The 16,435-nt window shown below is 52.6% G+C and carries 15 protein-coding genes; 9 read left to right on the top strand and 6 right to left on the bottom strand.

Annotated elements, in window-relative coordinates; all coding sequences use genetic code 11:
- Positions 1 to 208: 208 nt before the first annotated feature.
- Positions 209 to 517 (top strand): hypothetical protein, encoded by a 309-nt coding sequence (locus F7R27_RS17625; protein WP_151705583.1) that lies wholly within the window; start codon positions 209 to 211, stop codon positions 515 to 517.
- Between the two features lie 53 nt (positions 518 to 570).
- Here the strand turns inward: F7R27_RS17625 and F7R27_RS17620 are convergent, their stop codons facing one another.
- The 4 genes from F7R27_RS17620 to F7R27_RS17605 all read right to left on the bottom strand — a co-directional run bounded on the left by F7R27_RS17620 (position 571) and on the right by F7R27_RS17605 (position 5,990).
- A complete protein-coding gene (locus tag F7R27_RS17620) occupies positions 571 to 1,002 on the bottom strand; it encodes a DUF3135 domain-containing protein (protein ID WP_151705582.1) in 432 nt (143 codons plus the stop codon).
- Between the two features lie 75 nt (positions 1,003 to 1,077).
- Positions 1,078 to 2,667 (bottom strand): methyl-accepting chemotaxis protein, encoded by a 1,590-nt coding sequence (locus F7R27_RS17615; RefSeq protein WP_151705581.1) that lies wholly within the window; start codon positions 2,665 to 2,667, stop codon positions 1,078 to 1,080.
- Positions 2,668 to 2,848: 181 nt separating this feature from the next.
- Positions 2,849 to 4,927 carry a putative bifunctional diguanylate cyclase/phosphodiesterase gene (locus F7R27_RS18950; protein WP_151705580.1) on the bottom strand — a complete coding sequence of 693 codons (2,079 nt, stop codon included), beginning with the start codon at positions 4,925 to 4,927 and terminating at the stop codon, positions 2,849 to 2,851.
- A 202-nt stretch (positions 4,928 to 5,129) separates the two neighbouring features.
- A complete protein-coding gene (locus F7R27_RS17605) occupies positions 5,130 to 5,990 on the bottom strand; it encodes an MBL fold metallo-hydrolase (protein WP_151705579.1) in 861 nt (286 codons plus the stop codon).
- 109 nt (positions 5,991 to 6,099) lie between these two features.
- Between F7R27_RS17605 and F7R27_RS17600 the strand changes: the two genes are divergently transcribed.
- From F7R27_RS17600 to F7R27_RS17565, 8 genes are all read left to right on the top strand, one after another.
- On the top strand, positions 6,100 to 6,426 hold the full coding sequence (locus F7R27_RS17600; RefSeq protein ID WP_151705578.1) for an ArsR/SmtB family transcription factor: 327 nt from the start codon (positions 6,100 to 6,102) through the stop codon (positions 6,424 to 6,426).
- The gene (locus F7R27_RS17595) at positions 6,423 to 6,857 is read left to right on the top strand and encodes a YeeE/YedE family protein (protein WP_151705577.1); all 435 of its coding nucleotides are present in this window, start codon (positions 6,423 to 6,425) and stop codon (positions 6,855 to 6,857) included. The genes F7R27_RS17600 and F7R27_RS17595 overlap by 4 nt, the downstream gene beginning before the upstream one ends.
- Positions 6,858 to 6,859: 2 nt before the next feature.
- A complete protein-coding gene (locus tag F7R27_RS17590) occupies positions 6,860 to 7,282 on the top strand; it encodes a YeeE/YedE family protein (protein ID WP_151705576.1) in 423 nt (140 codons plus the stop codon).
- Entirely contained in the window at positions 7,279 to 9,000 is a 1,722-nt protein-coding gene (locus F7R27_RS17585; RefSeq protein WP_151705575.1) for a SulP family inorganic anion transporter, read from the top strand. The genes F7R27_RS17590 and F7R27_RS17585 overlap by 4 nt, the downstream gene beginning before the upstream one ends.
- Positions 8,997 to 9,194 carry a YgaP family membrane protein gene (locus F7R27_RS17580; RefSeq protein WP_151705574.1) on the top strand — a complete coding sequence of 66 codons (198 nt, stop codon included), beginning with the start codon at positions 8,997 to 8,999 and terminating at the stop codon, positions 9,192 to 9,194. The genes F7R27_RS17585 and F7R27_RS17580 overlap by 4 nt, the downstream gene beginning before the upstream one ends.
- 106 nt (positions 9,195 to 9,300) lie before the next feature.
- Positions 9,301 to 10,728 (top strand): ethylbenzene dehydrogenase-related protein, encoded by a 1,428-nt coding sequence (locus F7R27_RS17575; RefSeq protein WP_151705573.1) that lies wholly within the window; start codon positions 9,301 to 9,303, stop codon positions 10,726 to 10,728.
- Complete coding sequence (locus tag F7R27_RS17570) at positions 10,725 to 11,270, top strand: DUF2231 domain-containing protein (protein WP_151705572.1); 546 nt, start codon at positions 10,725 to 10,727, stop codon at positions 11,268 to 11,270. Before F7R27_RS17575 ends, F7R27_RS17570 begins: the two co-directional genes overlap by 4 nt.
- A 153-nt stretch (positions 11,271 to 11,423) precedes the next feature.
- Positions 11,424 to 13,406 (top strand): methyl-accepting chemotaxis protein, encoded by a 1,983-nt coding sequence (locus tag F7R27_RS17565; RefSeq protein WP_151705571.1) that lies wholly within the window; start codon positions 11,424 to 11,426, stop codon positions 13,404 to 13,406.
- Between the two features lie 155 nt (positions 13,407 to 13,561).
- Here the strand turns inward: F7R27_RS17565 and F7R27_RS17560 are convergent, their stop codons facing one another.
- The gene (locus F7R27_RS17560; protein ID WP_151705570.1) at positions 13,562 to 15,640 is read right to left on the bottom strand and encodes a methyl-accepting chemotaxis protein; all 2,079 of its coding nucleotides are present in this window, start codon (positions 15,638 to 15,640) and stop codon (positions 13,562 to 13,564) included.
- A 209-nt stretch (positions 15,641 to 15,849) separates the two neighbouring features.
- On the bottom strand, positions 15,850 to 16,431 hold the full coding sequence (locus F7R27_RS17555; RefSeq protein ID WP_151705569.1) for a helix-turn-helix domain-containing protein: 582 nt from the start codon (positions 16,429 to 16,431) through the stop codon (positions 15,850 to 15,852).
- Between the last annotated feature and the right edge of the window lie 4 nt (positions 16,432 to 16,435).

Genomic DNA, 16,435 nt, shown 5'->3' with positions numbered 1-16,435 from the left:
CCTCAAGGCTCCCTTCTTATATCACCAACCATTCACCCGCCTGTAATAATGATGGTTTACATTGAATTGACTGAGATGAAATAGATATGAAAATATTTTGTGCAGTGCAGCAAAATAGGGTTGACTATTAATTCACCATCTCTATAATAGGCTTCATTGTGCAGTGCAACATACGTACTGCATACCATCAAAAATCAGGAGAGATAACATGACCACAGCAAACATAGATTTCCAGAAGCCTGTTGAAGCAGTAAAGACTCTTCTGGCTACCCAGGCAGAAGCAATCAGCAAAACAGTTGAGCTGCAGAAAAAAGCTGGCGAAGAGCTGGTTTCTTTCTTCAAGTCTGAAGCTGAAAAAGCCAAAGAACTGAAAACTCCTCAGGATGTAATGAAGTTCAATGTTGAATCCAACACTGCACTGTTCAACCTGATGAAAGGCCAGGGCGAAGCTTTCACTTCACTGGCTACTGACTCCAGCAAGACCTTCATGGCTGAGCTGCAGAAATTCGGTAAGTAATCAGCTCGCTGATTAATGCCCAGAACCCCGGTTGCTTCGGCATCCGGGGTTTTTCATTTCTGCTTATGACGTCTGTATTCTGCAAGAGAGACCACAGAAGCTCTTTGCTGCGTACTATCCTTTTTCTCAGTTTTTTCCGCATCCTTGCTCTCTATCTCACCACCTGTCACAACAGCCCCACGGACACTCGCCTCCAGCTCATTGATTCCGGGCCCTGACTGCAGCCGTTGTAACAAGCCAGCCATATTCCAGAAGCGCTCATGCATCATATTGGAAAAACGGATGCACAAGCCCATAGGGTGCTGACACCGCTTGCGCTCCGCTTCAATTCTGAATGCGAGCTGCTCCAGTGATCGCCGCTGTTCTGGTGGTTTATCACGCAACAGCTCATCTGTCAGCTGTAGCCTCAAAGCCTCCAGCTTGTCTGGGTCCTGACGGTTCATCTTTATCAACTCGTCAAAACAGGGTAAATCTGATCGACTCATACTACCCTCCCGTTTTCCGGGTTATTAAGGGCCTGCTGTCCAGCAATAGCTTCGGCCCTTAGATCTCAGTTACTCCTAACTCACCTGTCGCTTGCTCCAGAACTGATCAGACAGCAATCTGAGACTGTGTGACAGTTCAGAAACACTATGAGCGGCCTGCTCTACCAGGTGCCCGGCCTGTACATTATTATCCGTACCACTTCTGATCGATGAGATACTACGGTTAACCTCATCGCAAACTGCGCTTTGCTCTTCAACTGCGCTGGCGATTTGCGTACTCATATCTGTAATAGTAGCAATTCCTGATGCAATATCCTCAAGAACCTGTGCCGCTTTTTCAGAACGGACAACACCCTTATCAACTTCAATAAGGCTATTTTCCATTGCCGCCACAGCACCTTTGACGCCTTTCTGAAGAATATCAATCATTTGATTAATATCTTCTGTGGCTTTGTGACTTCGGCCTGCCAGCGATCTCACCTCATCAGCCACAACAGAAAATCCTCGCCCATGCTCAGAGGCGCGAGCGGCTTCAATGGCAGCATTGAGTGCAAGCAAATTGGTCTGCTCGGCAATACTGCGTATTACATCAAGGATCTTCGAAATCTCATAGCTACTGGTATGCACACTCTGCACAACACTCGCGGTCTGTTTAATGTCGGCCGCCAACACACGCATGGCACTGCTGGCATCGGACACCACACCATGCCCCTGACTGGCATGAGTACGCGCCTGATGGGCAGCCTGAGCTGTATTCTGAGAGTTACCAGCCACTTCACGAATACTGGCCGACATCTGTTCGATTGCTGTCGATACCTGTTCAGTTTCCTCTTGCTGCTGACGACTACCAACACTAGTCTGAGCAACGGCAGCAGCAAGCTGACTGGCCTGCTCTGAAAGCTTGCGCGCAGAATCGCCAATTCGCCCCAGTATGCCTCCTGCTTCTGCTTCCTGGATCTTAAGTACATACTCCAGTGCACCCACCTCATCCGTTCGGCCTGTATAGATCACCTGCGCCAACGGGCTGTCTGCGATCGCCTTTGCACGTTTGATGGTTCTGTTAAGGGGTTGCAGAAAGCCCACCATCAGCAGCCCACTGATCAGCAGCATGGATACCGCCATCATCAAGGCAGAGCTCCACTGCACATTGCCCAGCAATAACGCCAGTACAAATGAAACCAGTGCACCGATGCCCACAGCACCCAGTAACTTGTTTGTCAGACTGATTCTGATGCCTCTGAGCTCTCTGGGCTTCTTACCTGCATTCAGCTGTGCATAGACTTTTTCTGCCCGCTCTATCTGCACACGTGGTGGCTTGGTACGAACCGACTGATACTCGGTCACTTCACCGTTATGGACTATTGGCGTAACAAAGGCACTGACCCAGTAGTGATCACCATTTTTGCAGCGATTCTTGACCATCCCCATCCAGGAACGTCCTGATTTAACAGAACCCCAGAGGTCTGAAAATGCTTCTGAAGGCATATCAGGGTGCCTGACAATATTATGATTCTTGCCTATCAGCTCTTCGTTGGTGAAACCCGAGATCCTGATGAAGTCATCATTCACATAGCTGATGGCGCCTTTCAGGCTGGTGGTCGACAGGATATTGGCGCTGTGCGGATAATCGATTTCACGGCCGGAGATGGGGTAGTTTTTCTTCATGGTTGCTCAAATCTGATAATCAATAGTTGATGTTTAACTCCTCCCTCATGGTGTTGCGACTCAAACAAACCGTTTGACCCTTGGATTATTATTCTCAGCAGATGTTGGGCAGGTCCGGTTATCCGAACACTTATGCTTCATACGCACGGCAGTGCTGACTGGGTCACTTGAATACTTAAATTCAGTACTTTTCCGGCAGATCCGGGTAACCAAACAGATAGCCCTGAAAACAGCGACAGCCGCAATTCACCAGGAACTCTTTCTGCTCACTGCTCTCGACACCTTCTGCGATCACATTCAAGCGCATGCTTTCACCGAGAGCTATAATCGTGCGGGCGATGGTGGCATCATGCTCATCCAGTAGCACATCCCGCACAAAAGACTGGTCAATTTTCAACTGATCCAGAGGCAGGCGTTTGAGGTGATTTAGCGATGAGTAGCCTGTACCGAAGTCATCCAGAGAGAACCGGATCCCCAGGTCCCTGAGCTGGTTCATCTTAATGATGCTCTCGTCAACATTGGCCAGCAGCAGGCTTTCAGTCAGCTCCATTTTCAGCAGGTGCGGATCTGCACCTGTTCTATCGATGATATCTTTAACCTCAGCCACAAAATCTGAATGGTAGATCTGCTTTGCGCTGACATTGACGGCAATACTCTGCTCACCCCGTTGCTCATCCTGCGACCAGGCTACCAACTGCCTGCAGGCAGACTCGATCACCCACAGACCCAGTGGAATGATCAAACCAGTTTCCTCCGCCAAGGGAATAAACTCTGATGGCGACACGAAACCTCGCAGAGGATGCTGCCAGCGAAGCAGTGCTTCAAATGCTTTTATCTGCTCTTCAACATTAACCTGCGGCTGATAGTAGACAACAAACTGCTCCTGCTGAATGCCCTGGCGTATATCCATCTCCAGGGTCGAACGCTTCAGTGCTGCCGACTGCATCTCCGGATCAAAGAAGCAATAGCCGTTGCGTCCATCACTCTTGGCTTTATACATAGCCAGATCAGCCTGAATCAGCAGGTCGTCAATACTCTCCCGGTGCCCGACGAAAAGTGTTGCACCGATACTGGGGGTGGTATGGAAATGCTCTTCGTTCAGGAGGAATGGCTGTTTGAACTTCTCAATAATGGAGTTAACGACCAGCTTTGTCCTTTCTGCTGCACTGATTGGATCACTGGATAGTTCCACCAGCATGATGACAAACTCATCGCCTCCCAGCCGTGCAACGGTATCGCTCTGCCTGATACAGCCTGAAAGTCTGTCAGCCACCTGCTTCAAGAGTTGATCACCACAGGAGTGGCCGAGTGTATCGTTGAGGGTCTTGAAGTGATCCAGATCGATAAACAGCAAGGCACCATAGAGTGCATTGCGTGCACCGACAGACATCGCCTGCCTCAGCCGATCCATCAGCAACCTGCGGTTGGGCAGCCCGGTCAGTGGGTCATAGAGTGCAAGCTGACGAATTGCCTCTTCCGATGCCTTCTGTTCAGACAGATCGTTCATCGTGGCAATATAGTGACTGATCGATCCCGCCTCATCACGTATGGCTGTAACCGTCAGCCACTTTGGAAACACTTCACCATTCTTGCGACGGCTCCAGACTTCACCCTCCCATATATGGTTCTGATACAGACAGTCCCACATGTCAGTCCAGAACTCCGCAGGATGGTGATCAGAACGAAGCAGACTGGCCGGATTACCGATCGCCTCTCGCTCGGTGTAACCGGTGATACGGGTAAAGGCGTGATTGACCTTGAGAATGCGGGTACGGGCATCGGTGACCACCATCCCTATAGGTGCCTCGAATGCATAGGATGCGATGCGCAGATCCGTCTCAATCTGTTTGCGTGCGCTGATATCTCTGAGGATGCCACAGTAGTGAATCTGATCACCCACTGTGAATTCAAACACAGCCAGATCCATTGGAAACACTGTTCCATCAGCCCGCTGCCCTCTGACCTCGCGCTGCCCCTTACCGATGATGCTCGCCTGGCCTGTCCGCTGGTACTGAGCAAGGTACCCATCATGATGGGAACGAAAGGGTTGAGGCATCAGCACGCTGACATTAGCGCCTACCAGCTGCGAAGAGGTATAGCCGAAAATCTGCTCAACTGCCCGGTTGATAGAGTGAATGATACCCCGCCTATCAATGGTGATCACGCCATCCAGAAAGTGGCTCAGAATCTCCTGATTGAACATCTCATTCAGATCGGACGTTGTGTCAGGGAATGCACTGTTTGTCAGCTGCTCTTGCATGGCGTTCAGCTTCCTTTCCCTTTGCCCTTGGTAAATAGTCCAATAACCATAACTAAACCAAGGTATTTAACATGAACTTTTTCTAATGTAAATGGGTACGCAACGGAAACTTGATCTGGATCAGGGGGGAGGAAAAAGACAGGAAGTTGCCCACATCAGAGGTGACATGGGCAAGGAGAGTGTGCTGGTGATCGAATTCTGATCAGAGCTGATTCAACGGAATTTTCAGATAGGCGATGCCATTGTCTTCAGCCGGTGGAAACTGCCCGGCACGGATATTGAGCTGTACAGACGGCAATATCAGCACCGGCATCTCCAGCGTGGCATCGCGCGCTTCTCGCAACGCCACAAATTCGTCCTCGGTCACACCATCATGTACATGAATGTTATACGCTCGCTGATCAGCGATAGTGCTCAAATGGCTCACCGGGCGCTCATCAGGAGGATAGTCATGGCACATATAGAGCCTGGTCTGACCCGGCAGTGAAAGCAGTTTTTTGATAGACCGATACAGTGTCCGTGCATCACCTCCTGGAAAATCGCAACGCGCAGTCCCGACATCCGGCAGGAACAGGGTATCGCCGACAAACAGATGCTCCCCAATCTGATAGGCCATATCCGCCGGCGTGTGGCCAGGCACATTAATGGCGGTCGCCTCCAGATCTCCGAAACGGAAGGTTTCCCCATCCTTGAACAGATGGTCGAACTGTGATCCATCCAGAGCAAATTCAGGCTCCAGGTTAAACAGCTTCTTGAAGGCACCCTGCACCTGAGTAATGCGCTCACCTATCGCGATCCTGCCCCCGAGAAGCTTGCGCAGATAAGGCGCTGCAGACAGGTGATCCGCATGAGCATGAGTCTCCAGTATCCACTCAACATTCAGCTCATGTTCCTTGATAAAGCTGACAACTTTATCAGCCGAGTGTGTCGTGGTACGACCCGCCTTGGGATCATAGTCGAGCACTGAATCGATGATAGCGGCAGAAGAACCCTGCCCCTGATGCACCACATAGGTAAAGGTCGAGGTCGCTTGATCAAAGAATGGCTGGATCTCGATATGCATGATTAACTTTCTCCCGAAATAACACTTGCACATACTATATTTTTTTATATATTATTAGTCAATAAATTAATTTATTCTAATTTTTAACTTGTGAAGTGTTTTTTTGAATATGAGCATAACGTCCGCGCCCAAGATTGAACAGATGCGTGATGCTGCCGACAAGGCACACCACCTGCTTAAAACCCTGGCTAACCGAGACCGACTGCTGCTGCTGTGTCAGATCGCAGAGCAGGAACGTAATGTCGGTGAGCTGGAAGAGGATCTGGGAATCATGCAGCCCACCCTGTCTCAGCAACTGGCTGTTCTGCGTCGGGAAGGCATGGTAGACACCCGCCGCGAAGGCAAACAGATCTACTACAGTATAGCCAACCCCAAGGCTCTGGCCGTGCTGGAAACACTTTATCAACTATTCTGTTATGAAGAGGAGTCAGTATGACTATCGATTGGAGCCAGTTTACACCCTGGAGCTCACTGGCAGGCGGCATTCTGATCGGCATTTCGGTGAGTGTGCTGTTGCTCTGGAATGGCCGCATTGCCGGGATCAGTGGCGTGGTGGGCGGCATTCTGTCAAGGAACAGAAATGAACTGGCTGAGCGTATCGCTTTTATTGCTGGACTGATTATTGCCCCTGGGCTGGTCTGGATGATACTCGAACGCCCAACCGTCCAGATTGACAGTGGCATACCTGCGATCATCCTGGCGGGCTTGCTGGTCGGCTTGGGATCACGACTCGGTTCTGGCTGCACCAGCGGACACGGTGTATGTGGTCTTGCCCGCCTGTCGGTCCGCTCACTTGTCGCTACGCTGACGTTCATGGCGGCTGGTTTCATCACTGTTTATGTACTGCGCCACCTGCTGGGAGTTTGATCATGCGTATTCTTATTGCACTGTGCAGCGGCCTGATCTTCGGATTCGGCCTGATTCTCTCCGGCATGTCCAACCCGGTCAAGGTTCTGGGTTTTCTGGATCTGGCCGGGCAATGGGATCCGTCACTGGCATTTGTCATGGTTGGTGCCATCGCCACAGCCATCGTCCCCTTTCAGTGGGTCATGAGGCGCCAGCGTACGTTGCTGGCAACAACGCCTCAGTTACCTACCTCGACACAGATCGACAAACGCCTGCTGATCGGCAGTCTGATTTTCGGAACCGGCTGGGGTGTTGCTGGCTTCTGTCCCGGGCCAGCGCTGGTTGCGGCAGGTGCGGGCATGCCACTGGCGATACTGTTCGTTGTCGCCATGCTGGCGGGTATGGGGCTTTTCAACCTGATCGATAAAAGGTTTATGAACGCATGAGACGGGCCCTGCTCCCCTGGCTTCAGCAATACAGGCAATCACTGCTTGTCGGTGATCTTAGTGCGGGTCTGATCGTCAGTATCATGCTGGTGCCTCAGGCCATCGCCTATGCATATCTTGCCGGACTGCCGGTGGAGATGGGGCTCTATGCCAGCCTGCTGCCACTATTGGGCTATGCCCTGTTCGGCAGCAGTATGACTCTATCTGTTGGTCCGGTAGCCATCACTGCACTGATGACACTGGAGCTGTTATCACCCTTTGCAGCGGTAGGCTCTGCCGAGTATATCCAGTTGGCCATCTGGCTGGCGCTGATCTCTGGCGCCATGCTCTTCGTGTTTGGTCTGTTAAGACTCGGCTTTCTGGCCAATTTTCTCAGTCATCCTGTCATCAGCGGTTTTATCTCCGGAGCTGCCGTGCTGATTCTGTACAGTCAGATCCGCCACCTGTTCGGACTGGGATCGGAGGCTTCTTCTGTCAGTGGGCTACTCACTCATCTGTCAGCCAGTAATCCTGTCGTCATGAGTCTGAGTATCGCGGCGCTGGCATGGATGATCTATGCGCGTGTCTGGATGCAAAAACACCTGCAGGCTACAGGCATCGGTAGCAGCACGGCCGGAGTACTGTCAAAAATGGCACCGATGCTTGCAGTGCTGGCCGCAATTGGTCTGACCTGGTGGCTGGATCTGAGCAATCAGCATAGCGTACCGGTGGTCGGCCATCTGCCCTCAGGCCTGCCTGATCTGGTCTGGTCGTCGCCAGAGTTTGAACAGCTGAAGTTACTGCTGATACCCGCCCTGCTGATCAGTCTGGTGGGATTTGTCGAAAGCGTTTCAGTCGCACAATCACTGGGGCGGCGCAAGCGTGAAAGCATCAGCCCCAACCGAGAGCTGCTGGGCCTGGGTGCTGCCAATTTCGCTAGCGGCATTTCCGGGGGCCTGGCCGTGTGTGGTGGTTTTTCGCGCTCCGCCGTCAACCAGGCAGCCGGTGCCAATACCCCCCTGGCCGGTATCGTATCCGCCATTATCATTGCGCTGATGCTGGTCAGTATTGCCGATATCTTTGCCTTTATGCCGCTTGCATTACTCGCGGTCACCATCATTGTCGCAGTAGCACCTCTGATCGATATCGCCAGCCTGAAAAAAGCCTGGCGCTATGACCGCGCCGATGGCGTCACGCTGCTGACCACTGCCATTGCCGTCATAGTACTGGGTGTTGAGGGGGGCATTCTGATTGGTCTGTGCCTGTCAATCGCCACTCAGCTCTGGCGAGGCAGCAAGCCGCATGTCGCGGTGGTTGGACGTATCCCGCACAGCGAACACTTTCGCAATATCAGCCGTTACGATGTTGAAACACTGCCCGGACTCGTTGCCGTCCGTATTGATGAAAACATCTTCTTCGCCAATACCAAGGCGATCGAACAGGCGATCAATCGAGCGTTGAGTGAACAACCGGATACCCATGCACTACTGTTGATTCTGTCAGCAGTGAATCAGATAGACAGCACAGGGCTGGAGATGCTCAGCGAACTGGCTGAAGGACTAGAAGCCAAAGGAATCGCGATACATCTGGCCGAAGTCAAAGGCCCATTGATGGACAAACTGAAGGACACCCATTGGTACAAGGAACAGGTGGCTGCTGTCTTTCTGAGTACACATGATGCATTTAATACTATCGGCGCTCTTGAAGAGGACGCCCTCACCACTGGAGAGACAAAATGAAAACCAATGTTGGAACAATAGATAGAGTGTTGCGCATAGTGGCAGGTCTTGTACTGATCCTGCTGGCTGTCACCGGTACCATCGGTATCTGGGGCTGGATAGGTGTACTGCCTCTGGCAACCGGAGTGTTTCGTTTCTGCCCAGCCTATCCGTTACTGGGTATCAATACCTGCTCGATTAACAAAAAAGACTGACCCAGCTCAATAAACCCTTATTTCAGCGTGGTTTTCAGGCTCAAAGCGTCTATGCTGACTGGATAGGCGCTTTATGTATAAGCATCTGAATTTCAAGGAGCTGAAAATGGGTTTACCAAGACTTCCAGCGATTCTGGCTGGTTTGATCCTGGCCCTGCTGCTGATCTGGTTCAGCCAGGGCACGGGCCTGATCCACAACGACCCGGATCGAAACATCTGGATACCAACCGAACTGACCATGCCGCTGAGCGTACAGGTCAGCCATAATGATGAAACCATTTTTTTTCGCTATCGCTGGGAGTCCGACAAGCCGCATGTCTATCACGATATGCTGCGTTATGAGGATGGTCAGTGGGTAAGGCATGGAGCGTCCATTGTCGGGCCTGACCCCGATGGCACATATGAAGATCGCATCACCATGCTGGTGGATGATGGAAGAGTTCCTGAGTTTGGCCGCTACGGCGGTTATATCACCGTTGGATCCAACATGCGTTTCTTCACCAATATGGCCGACAAAGCCGAGGTGGCAGCACACCCGCACATAGGTCAGTTGGGAACAGATGAGATTCAGAAACATCTGCCTGATACCCGGCAGGATGTCAGCGACTGGCGTACGGTTGTCAGTACTGATGAACTGCGCGAACAGCGTGAAGCTGGTTATTTTCTTGATCTGTGGCACTGGCGGGCTGGCCGTTCCAACCCCATCGGCGCGTCCGATGATCAGGTTATTGCCGAGCACCGTTTTGGTGATGCAGGCAGAGGCCCCTTCTCCACCAACTGGGATGCAGAGACTAAACAGCCTCTGTTCATGATTGATCCAGACAAAGCAGGCGTTGACCGGCTGCAGTGGAGCGATGTGACCTCCGGTCGGGTAGATTTCGACTCAATCTATTTTATCTCCGAAGAGATAGCGATGCCCTTTGATCCGGATGCCAACTGGCAGAACGGGGATGTGATACCCCGTCGACTGTTGCGCGAGCCAGGCGGTTCACGCGGTGATGTCGGTGTACAGGGAAAGGGTCTCTGGTCTCAGGGCATCTGGGATGTCACGCTCAGTCGTGCGCTGGATACAGGAAATCCACTGGATGACAAGCAGTTCAAGCCACAGGGTATCTATGATATCGCCTTTGCCGTACACCGTGATGCCACCGGCAGCCGCTGGCACTATGTATCACACCCCTTTACGCTGGGCCTGAGTCGCGAAGCCGAGATCCAGTCACACTATTTTTCTGGCGATGAACCTACCTGGCGTGAGGATGGATGGTTTGCTGTAACACTCTTTTATCCCGGTCAGGTGGACTGGCCGCAACTCCTCAGCAAGGCTCATGCCGGCGCCCCGGATATTGCCGAGGGTAAGCCTGTCAAACCTCGTCACAGTGAAGAGCAGTTGGCTGTTTACGGTGTGGAGATGGAGTTCAACCAGGAAATTATCAGGCAGTGGTACCTGACACTGTTTGCCGGTCTGGCTCTTATACTGCTGGCAGGCATGGGCTTGTTCAGACAATTCACCCCGGATGCAGGAGATAAGTCATGACTGGTATGCATCATATGCTCGTTCACTTTCCTCTGGCATTCTGGGCACTGGCAACCCTTATGATTCTGATCGCCTCTCTCACTCATGGGTACTGGGCAGATATCAGCCGCAAGGCTCTGTTGCCGCTACTGATCCTGAGCCTGCTGGGAGCCGTAGCAGCCATTATCAGCGGCCTGCTGGTGTGGCCGCTGGAAGCCAATACACACAGTCCGATGACCCGTAACCATATCCTGACCTCTTACTGGTCTGCTGCCATCTATGCCTTGCTGACACTGCTCATCTGGCGTGGCGGTGCCAGCGCCTTCAGTGGCTGCAAGCGCTGGGTACTGGTCATACTGGCACTGATCGGGTCAGTGCTGTTTGCGATCAGCGGAACACTCGGTGGACACCTCGCCGGCGCCCCCACACACTTTTCGACCCTGTTGGGACTGCTGGGCTGGAATGTCTATTCAACTCTCTACGTTCCGGACTGGACACTGATCGCCATCCTTCTGATCGGCATCAGCTGCCTGCTGGTCGGCTGGAAAACAAAACAGCAGTAATTACCCTATTGCCCGACTGTCGGTTGATGCAGTCGGGCAATTAAACGCATTAAGATACCTTTCAGTTGCAGACTCTTATTGACCCTCCAGTGGTTTCCCTTATACTCAACTTCATCTTCGCCCGATAATTCCATAAAAAACAACGGGAGTACCATGAGCCTGAATATCACTCAGCGCATCACCCTCGGTTTTGCGATCCTCGTTCTGTTTATTATCATCGTCAGCCTCGGTGGCCAATATGGCAATCGCAGCATTTCCGGCAGCCTCGAAAACGTTATGGATGAATCCATTCCGGCTCTTGATGGCAGCTATCGACAGATGGTACGCCTGCAAAGTGCCATCCAGACCTTATATGAGGGTTTGTCCGCAAATGATGAAGAGGTGCTCGAGCAGCAACGAGGCAATCTGACCCAACAGATGAGCACACTGAGTCAGTCACTGGGCGAGCTTCAAACCCAGTTCGAGCAGGCACCGGAACTCGCTGGACTGGCTCGCGAGCTGAGTGGATACAGCGATCAGCTCGGGCAACTGGCACAGGCGATTCTGACCAATCGACAGAGTCAGATCGTGATGCAGGAGCAGGCCACCCGCTCAGAGCTTAACTTCCTGATACAGGGTGATGCACTGGCCAACTGGGCGCGTGCCTACTCCTCACGCGTCACTGACATCAACAGTGTCATCGCGGTACGTAATCTCAACCGCGCCATGAATACGCATAGGTTTCACTACTTCAACTATATGCGCTCTGCTGATATCGAACGCTTTCGTGCCGATTTCGCCGCCAACAGCAATGAACTGCGTAAAGCCTACGATGATTTCCTGAAAGTGGACCAGGATGCGGCAGGCGCCGAACTGGTGACCAATGAGATCATCAATGCACTCTATGGCGAAGAAGAGGGTATGGTTCGGCTACTCAGCGAAATGTACGACCTGAACCAGGAGATAGAAAAGCAGCTCAGCGAAGTGTCTGCACTGGTTCAGCGCTCGCTGACAACTGCCAATCAGTTGATAGAGGCAGCCAACAACCAGGCAGAAGGTGCACGAGTTCAGGCAAATGATGCCGCCAGTGTCAGTACTCTTGTGATGTTTTCGCTGTCGGCAGCTACTGTGCTCTTTGCAGTAATAGTCGCCTTCCTGACCATTACGGCCATTCGTCAGCCGCTGTCCAAAATTCGTGCAGCACTGCTGGAGGTACGTAACGGCAACCTGCGCGTAACCTTCGATCAGTCACGCAAGGATGAGTTCGGTGATCTGGCAGAGTCCTTGAATGCAGTGATCAGCAGCCTGAAAGAGGTGTTGGGTCAGATAGCCGAAGGTTCAGTTCGACTGTCCGAAATGGCCACTCAGAACTCTGCCATCAGTACGCAGGCCACTCGTGCCATGCAGGAACAGAGCCAGCAACTGGAGATGACCGCATCGGCTGCCACCGAAATCTCCAGCAGCATTTCAGAGGTCGCCAACCACAGCCATACAACACTGGATGCGGTGGGACAGTGTGAAGAGCTCAGTGTGGATGTTACCCGTAATGTTGACGAAACGCTGAAAAGTATCGAACGCCAGGCCAAAGAGATCACCGAAGCCGTCACGGTCAGCACTGAGCTGGCCAAAGCTGGTAATGATGTCGAGTCGATTCTGTCAACAATCCGCGCTATTGCTGAACAGACCAATCTGCTGGCTCTGAATGCAGCAATTGAGGCCGCTCGCGCCGGTGAACATGGCCGTGGTTTTGCCGTGGTTGCCGATGAGGTGCGCGACCTTGCCAGCCGCACCCAGAACTCAACCGGACGCATTCAGGAGATGGTTGAGAATATGCAACAGCAGATTCAGCGTGTAGAACAGGTAATGAAGGAAAGTTATGACCAGGCCCAGCAGTGTGTCGGCCATGCCACCACCTCCAAAGCATCACTGGAGGAGATGAACAACTCCATTTCCCATATCCGCTCGCTGAGCACTCAGATCGCCGAGGCTGCACAGCAGCAGACTTCTGCAGTTGATGAGGTCAGCATGACGCTGAATGGCATCAACAGTGCAGCAGCACAGACAGCCCAGGGTGCGGAGCAGGCAGCTGCCAGCAGCAGCGACCTGTTGGATTATGCCAAGGAACAACAGGTGGTTCTGAGGCGGTTTACAATCTGATAGAACAGTTGCATAGGAGCGCCAGGGATGGCGCTCCTATGCAACTCTACGCAACACTACCCTTTCTCGAACCCACGGCATTGCCGGGACTTCCTGCATTCAGGAATATACGCGGATCGCTGCGAAATCTCGTATCAATATCAGGCGTGGCAAGCTTAGACTTTGAACGTACCCAACAGCCGCTTCAACTGCTCCGTCATCGCGGCCATCTCCTTGCTGGCTGCCACCACCTGATCCGCCCCGCGCGCTGTCTGCTCACTTACTCCGCTGATGGCCAGAATATTTCTGTCTATCGTACTGGCAACGCCGGACTGCTCACCGGATGAGCTGGAAATCTGCTCATTCATCTCCACAATCGTGTGTACAGATGACGCAATACTCTGCAGGGCTGCACCTACCTTGCCTGATTCCTCCACGGTGTTTCTGGCCAGTTGCTGACTGCTCTGCATCGCTCGAACGGATTCAGCGACCCCCTGATGCAATCCCGCCACTCTTTTATCGATATCCTCGGCGGACTGATGCGTGCGCTGTGCCAATACCCGTACCTCATCGGCCACCACGGCAAACCCCCTGCCCTGTTCACCGGCGCGAGCGGCTTCGATCGCTGCATTCAGCGCCAGCAGATTGGTCTGCTCTGCCACACTTTTAATCACATCAAGCACTTGGGTGATATGATGGCTGTCAGCTTCCAGACGGTTGATCACCTCTACAGATTTTTCTATTTCATCCGCCAGTGCATGAATGCCCGTCAGTACAGTACTGACCTGTTGATGCCCCAGCCGCGTATGCTCATCGGCCTGAACGGCTGCCTCCAGAGCTTCAGAGCCAAAGCGCGACACCTCTTCCACAGACAGTGTCATCTGATTCATCGCAACAGCTACCTGCTCGGTTTCTTCACGCTGCCCCTGAATCGCAGCACTGCTCTCGATGGAGATGGATTCCACCTCGCCCGCCTTTTCAAATACCTGCTGAGCCGTTGCATGAACTTCAGTAATCAGATTATGGACACGTTCTGTCATACGATTGAACTCCAGTGTGAGCGCCGACATTTCATCACGTGTGCCCGACTTTACGCGCACGGTCATATCGCCCTCGGCGATCGAGTGGCTGGCGCGCCAGATACGGTCGATCGAAGATTGTACAGACAGATAGAAGCCTGAATAGAGATAGGTGATCAACAACAGAACAAAAGCCAGGGCCGCCAACAATAGATACAGCTGTTGACTGTCAGCCGCCAGTCGCTGTTCCAGCAGGTGGTCTACCTGCGGCAGAAGCGTCATACTCAGTTGGTGCAGTGCATCGATCTCAGCACTGGTGCTGTTGAAGTAGTCCTGCCAGGGCAGTTCCAGTGACATCGCGATAATCACCTCCTCATCCAGCATGTCACGTACATTGAGCAGGGATGCCTCTGCTCTGTCCGTCAGTTGTCTAAGCTCGGGCACACCGGCAGAAACAGGGGTGATTGCCGGTATCATGACCTGCTGCAGATTGTGCTGCGCATCGGTCAGACCATCAAAGATCAGATTCAGACGATCACTGAGGCTCGACTCCAGAAAATCACCATTCAGCGCATACACCCCGAAACTGCGACTTCTGCCCATCAACTCCAGCCCCGGAGAAAGCTCACGCACCACCAGATCAATCAGATTCAGTACCTCATCACTGCGATCCTTGGTCAAACCACTCACCTGTGCAATGGAGCGCTGCAGACGCAGCAGGTCACTGACAAAATCATGGTAGACATTGAACTGAGCATCTATCGAGCCCTGGTTACTGGCCCCCTCACTGGCCAGTCGTTGCCAGTGCTGGGCAACAGTGTCCAGATTGGACAATATTTGACTCTGAATAGCCTGGCCCTTAACAGCCTGATTGTGTGTCACCTGATTCCTGGCGACCAGAGGTGATGTCGAAGAGATCAGTGCTTGCAGGTGTTGTGCTACTTCGGAGCGCTGCCGTGTGATCTGCATCGCCAGATCAGGCACGTCGCGGTAGTGTTCCACTGCCCGCAGGTCACGGTAGCGTTCGGCAGACTGAATCAGTCGGGAAGTCTGCTGCAGCAGTTCAACCCCCTCCCGTTCCTGCTCAGTGATACGTATATTCTGATATGACTGGCTGATCAGGGCGTAACTCATGACCGATAATGGCAGTAGAAAAAGCAGACTGATCAAGCCGAATTTATAGATATATCTGAGCTGGTTCATCAGATAAACAGCAGGGTATAGAAAGCTCTTCACGGCACGCTCCAAACGTGATTCACCGGCACGGGCCCAGGTGGAATAACGTCTTTTTATTATTGTGGTGTGCGCAATCAGCCAGAAAGGTCAGGAGGAAAAATCGACCCTCCTCTTCCAGCGATCATGACACTGATGAGTACAGAGGATGTTAGCGAACCCCTGCCCAGTGAGCTATGACGGAAAAGGTCAGTGTTTGAAATGGAGTGACGCTAAGTGTCAGTCAATGGCTGTGCAGGCCTTACCTGACCGGCATAGTGAATAATGTCATGAAATTCAGTCGGGATCGAGCTGTTGTTTCGATAACCATGCGGCTGATCAGCTGCAAACCTGAAGGTCTCCCCTTGCCTGACAGGATGCCACTGCCCCTTGAGCCATAACTCAACACACCCTTCGGTCACGATCAGGTGCTCGCTGACACCCGCTTCATGCGGATCCGACAAAGTACTGCTGCCTGGCTCCAGGCGCAATTGCATCACTTCAAAGCCTGTCGCAGGGTTATAGGGGAAAAGCGCCTTGACCTGAATGCCGGGATCATCCGAATCCAGGGTGATGCCCTGCTGTATCAGTGAGCTCTCTTCAGTCAACCCGGTCAACAGGCTGGAATAAGAGATATGAAATCCCGTGGCGATACGCCACAGGGTGGCGATGGTCGGACTCGACTCACCGCGCTCTATCTGCCCGAGCATCGCCTTGCTGACACCGGTTCGCCGTGCCGCCTCATCCAGGCTCCATTGCCGATCCTGTCGCAACTGGCGAAGGTTTTGACCTAACTGCTCTGATATCTGCTCCACCTAT

It is taken from the genome of Nitrincola alkalilacustris (assembly GCF_008973755.1).
In the GTDB taxonomy this organism is placed as follows: domain Bacteria; phylum Pseudomonadota; class Gammaproteobacteria; order Pseudomonadales; family Balneatricaceae; genus Nitrincola; species Nitrincola alkalilacustris.
The sequence above is the reverse complement of the archived record's forward strand: the minus strand, read 5'-3'. Positions and strand labels throughout refer to the sequence as shown.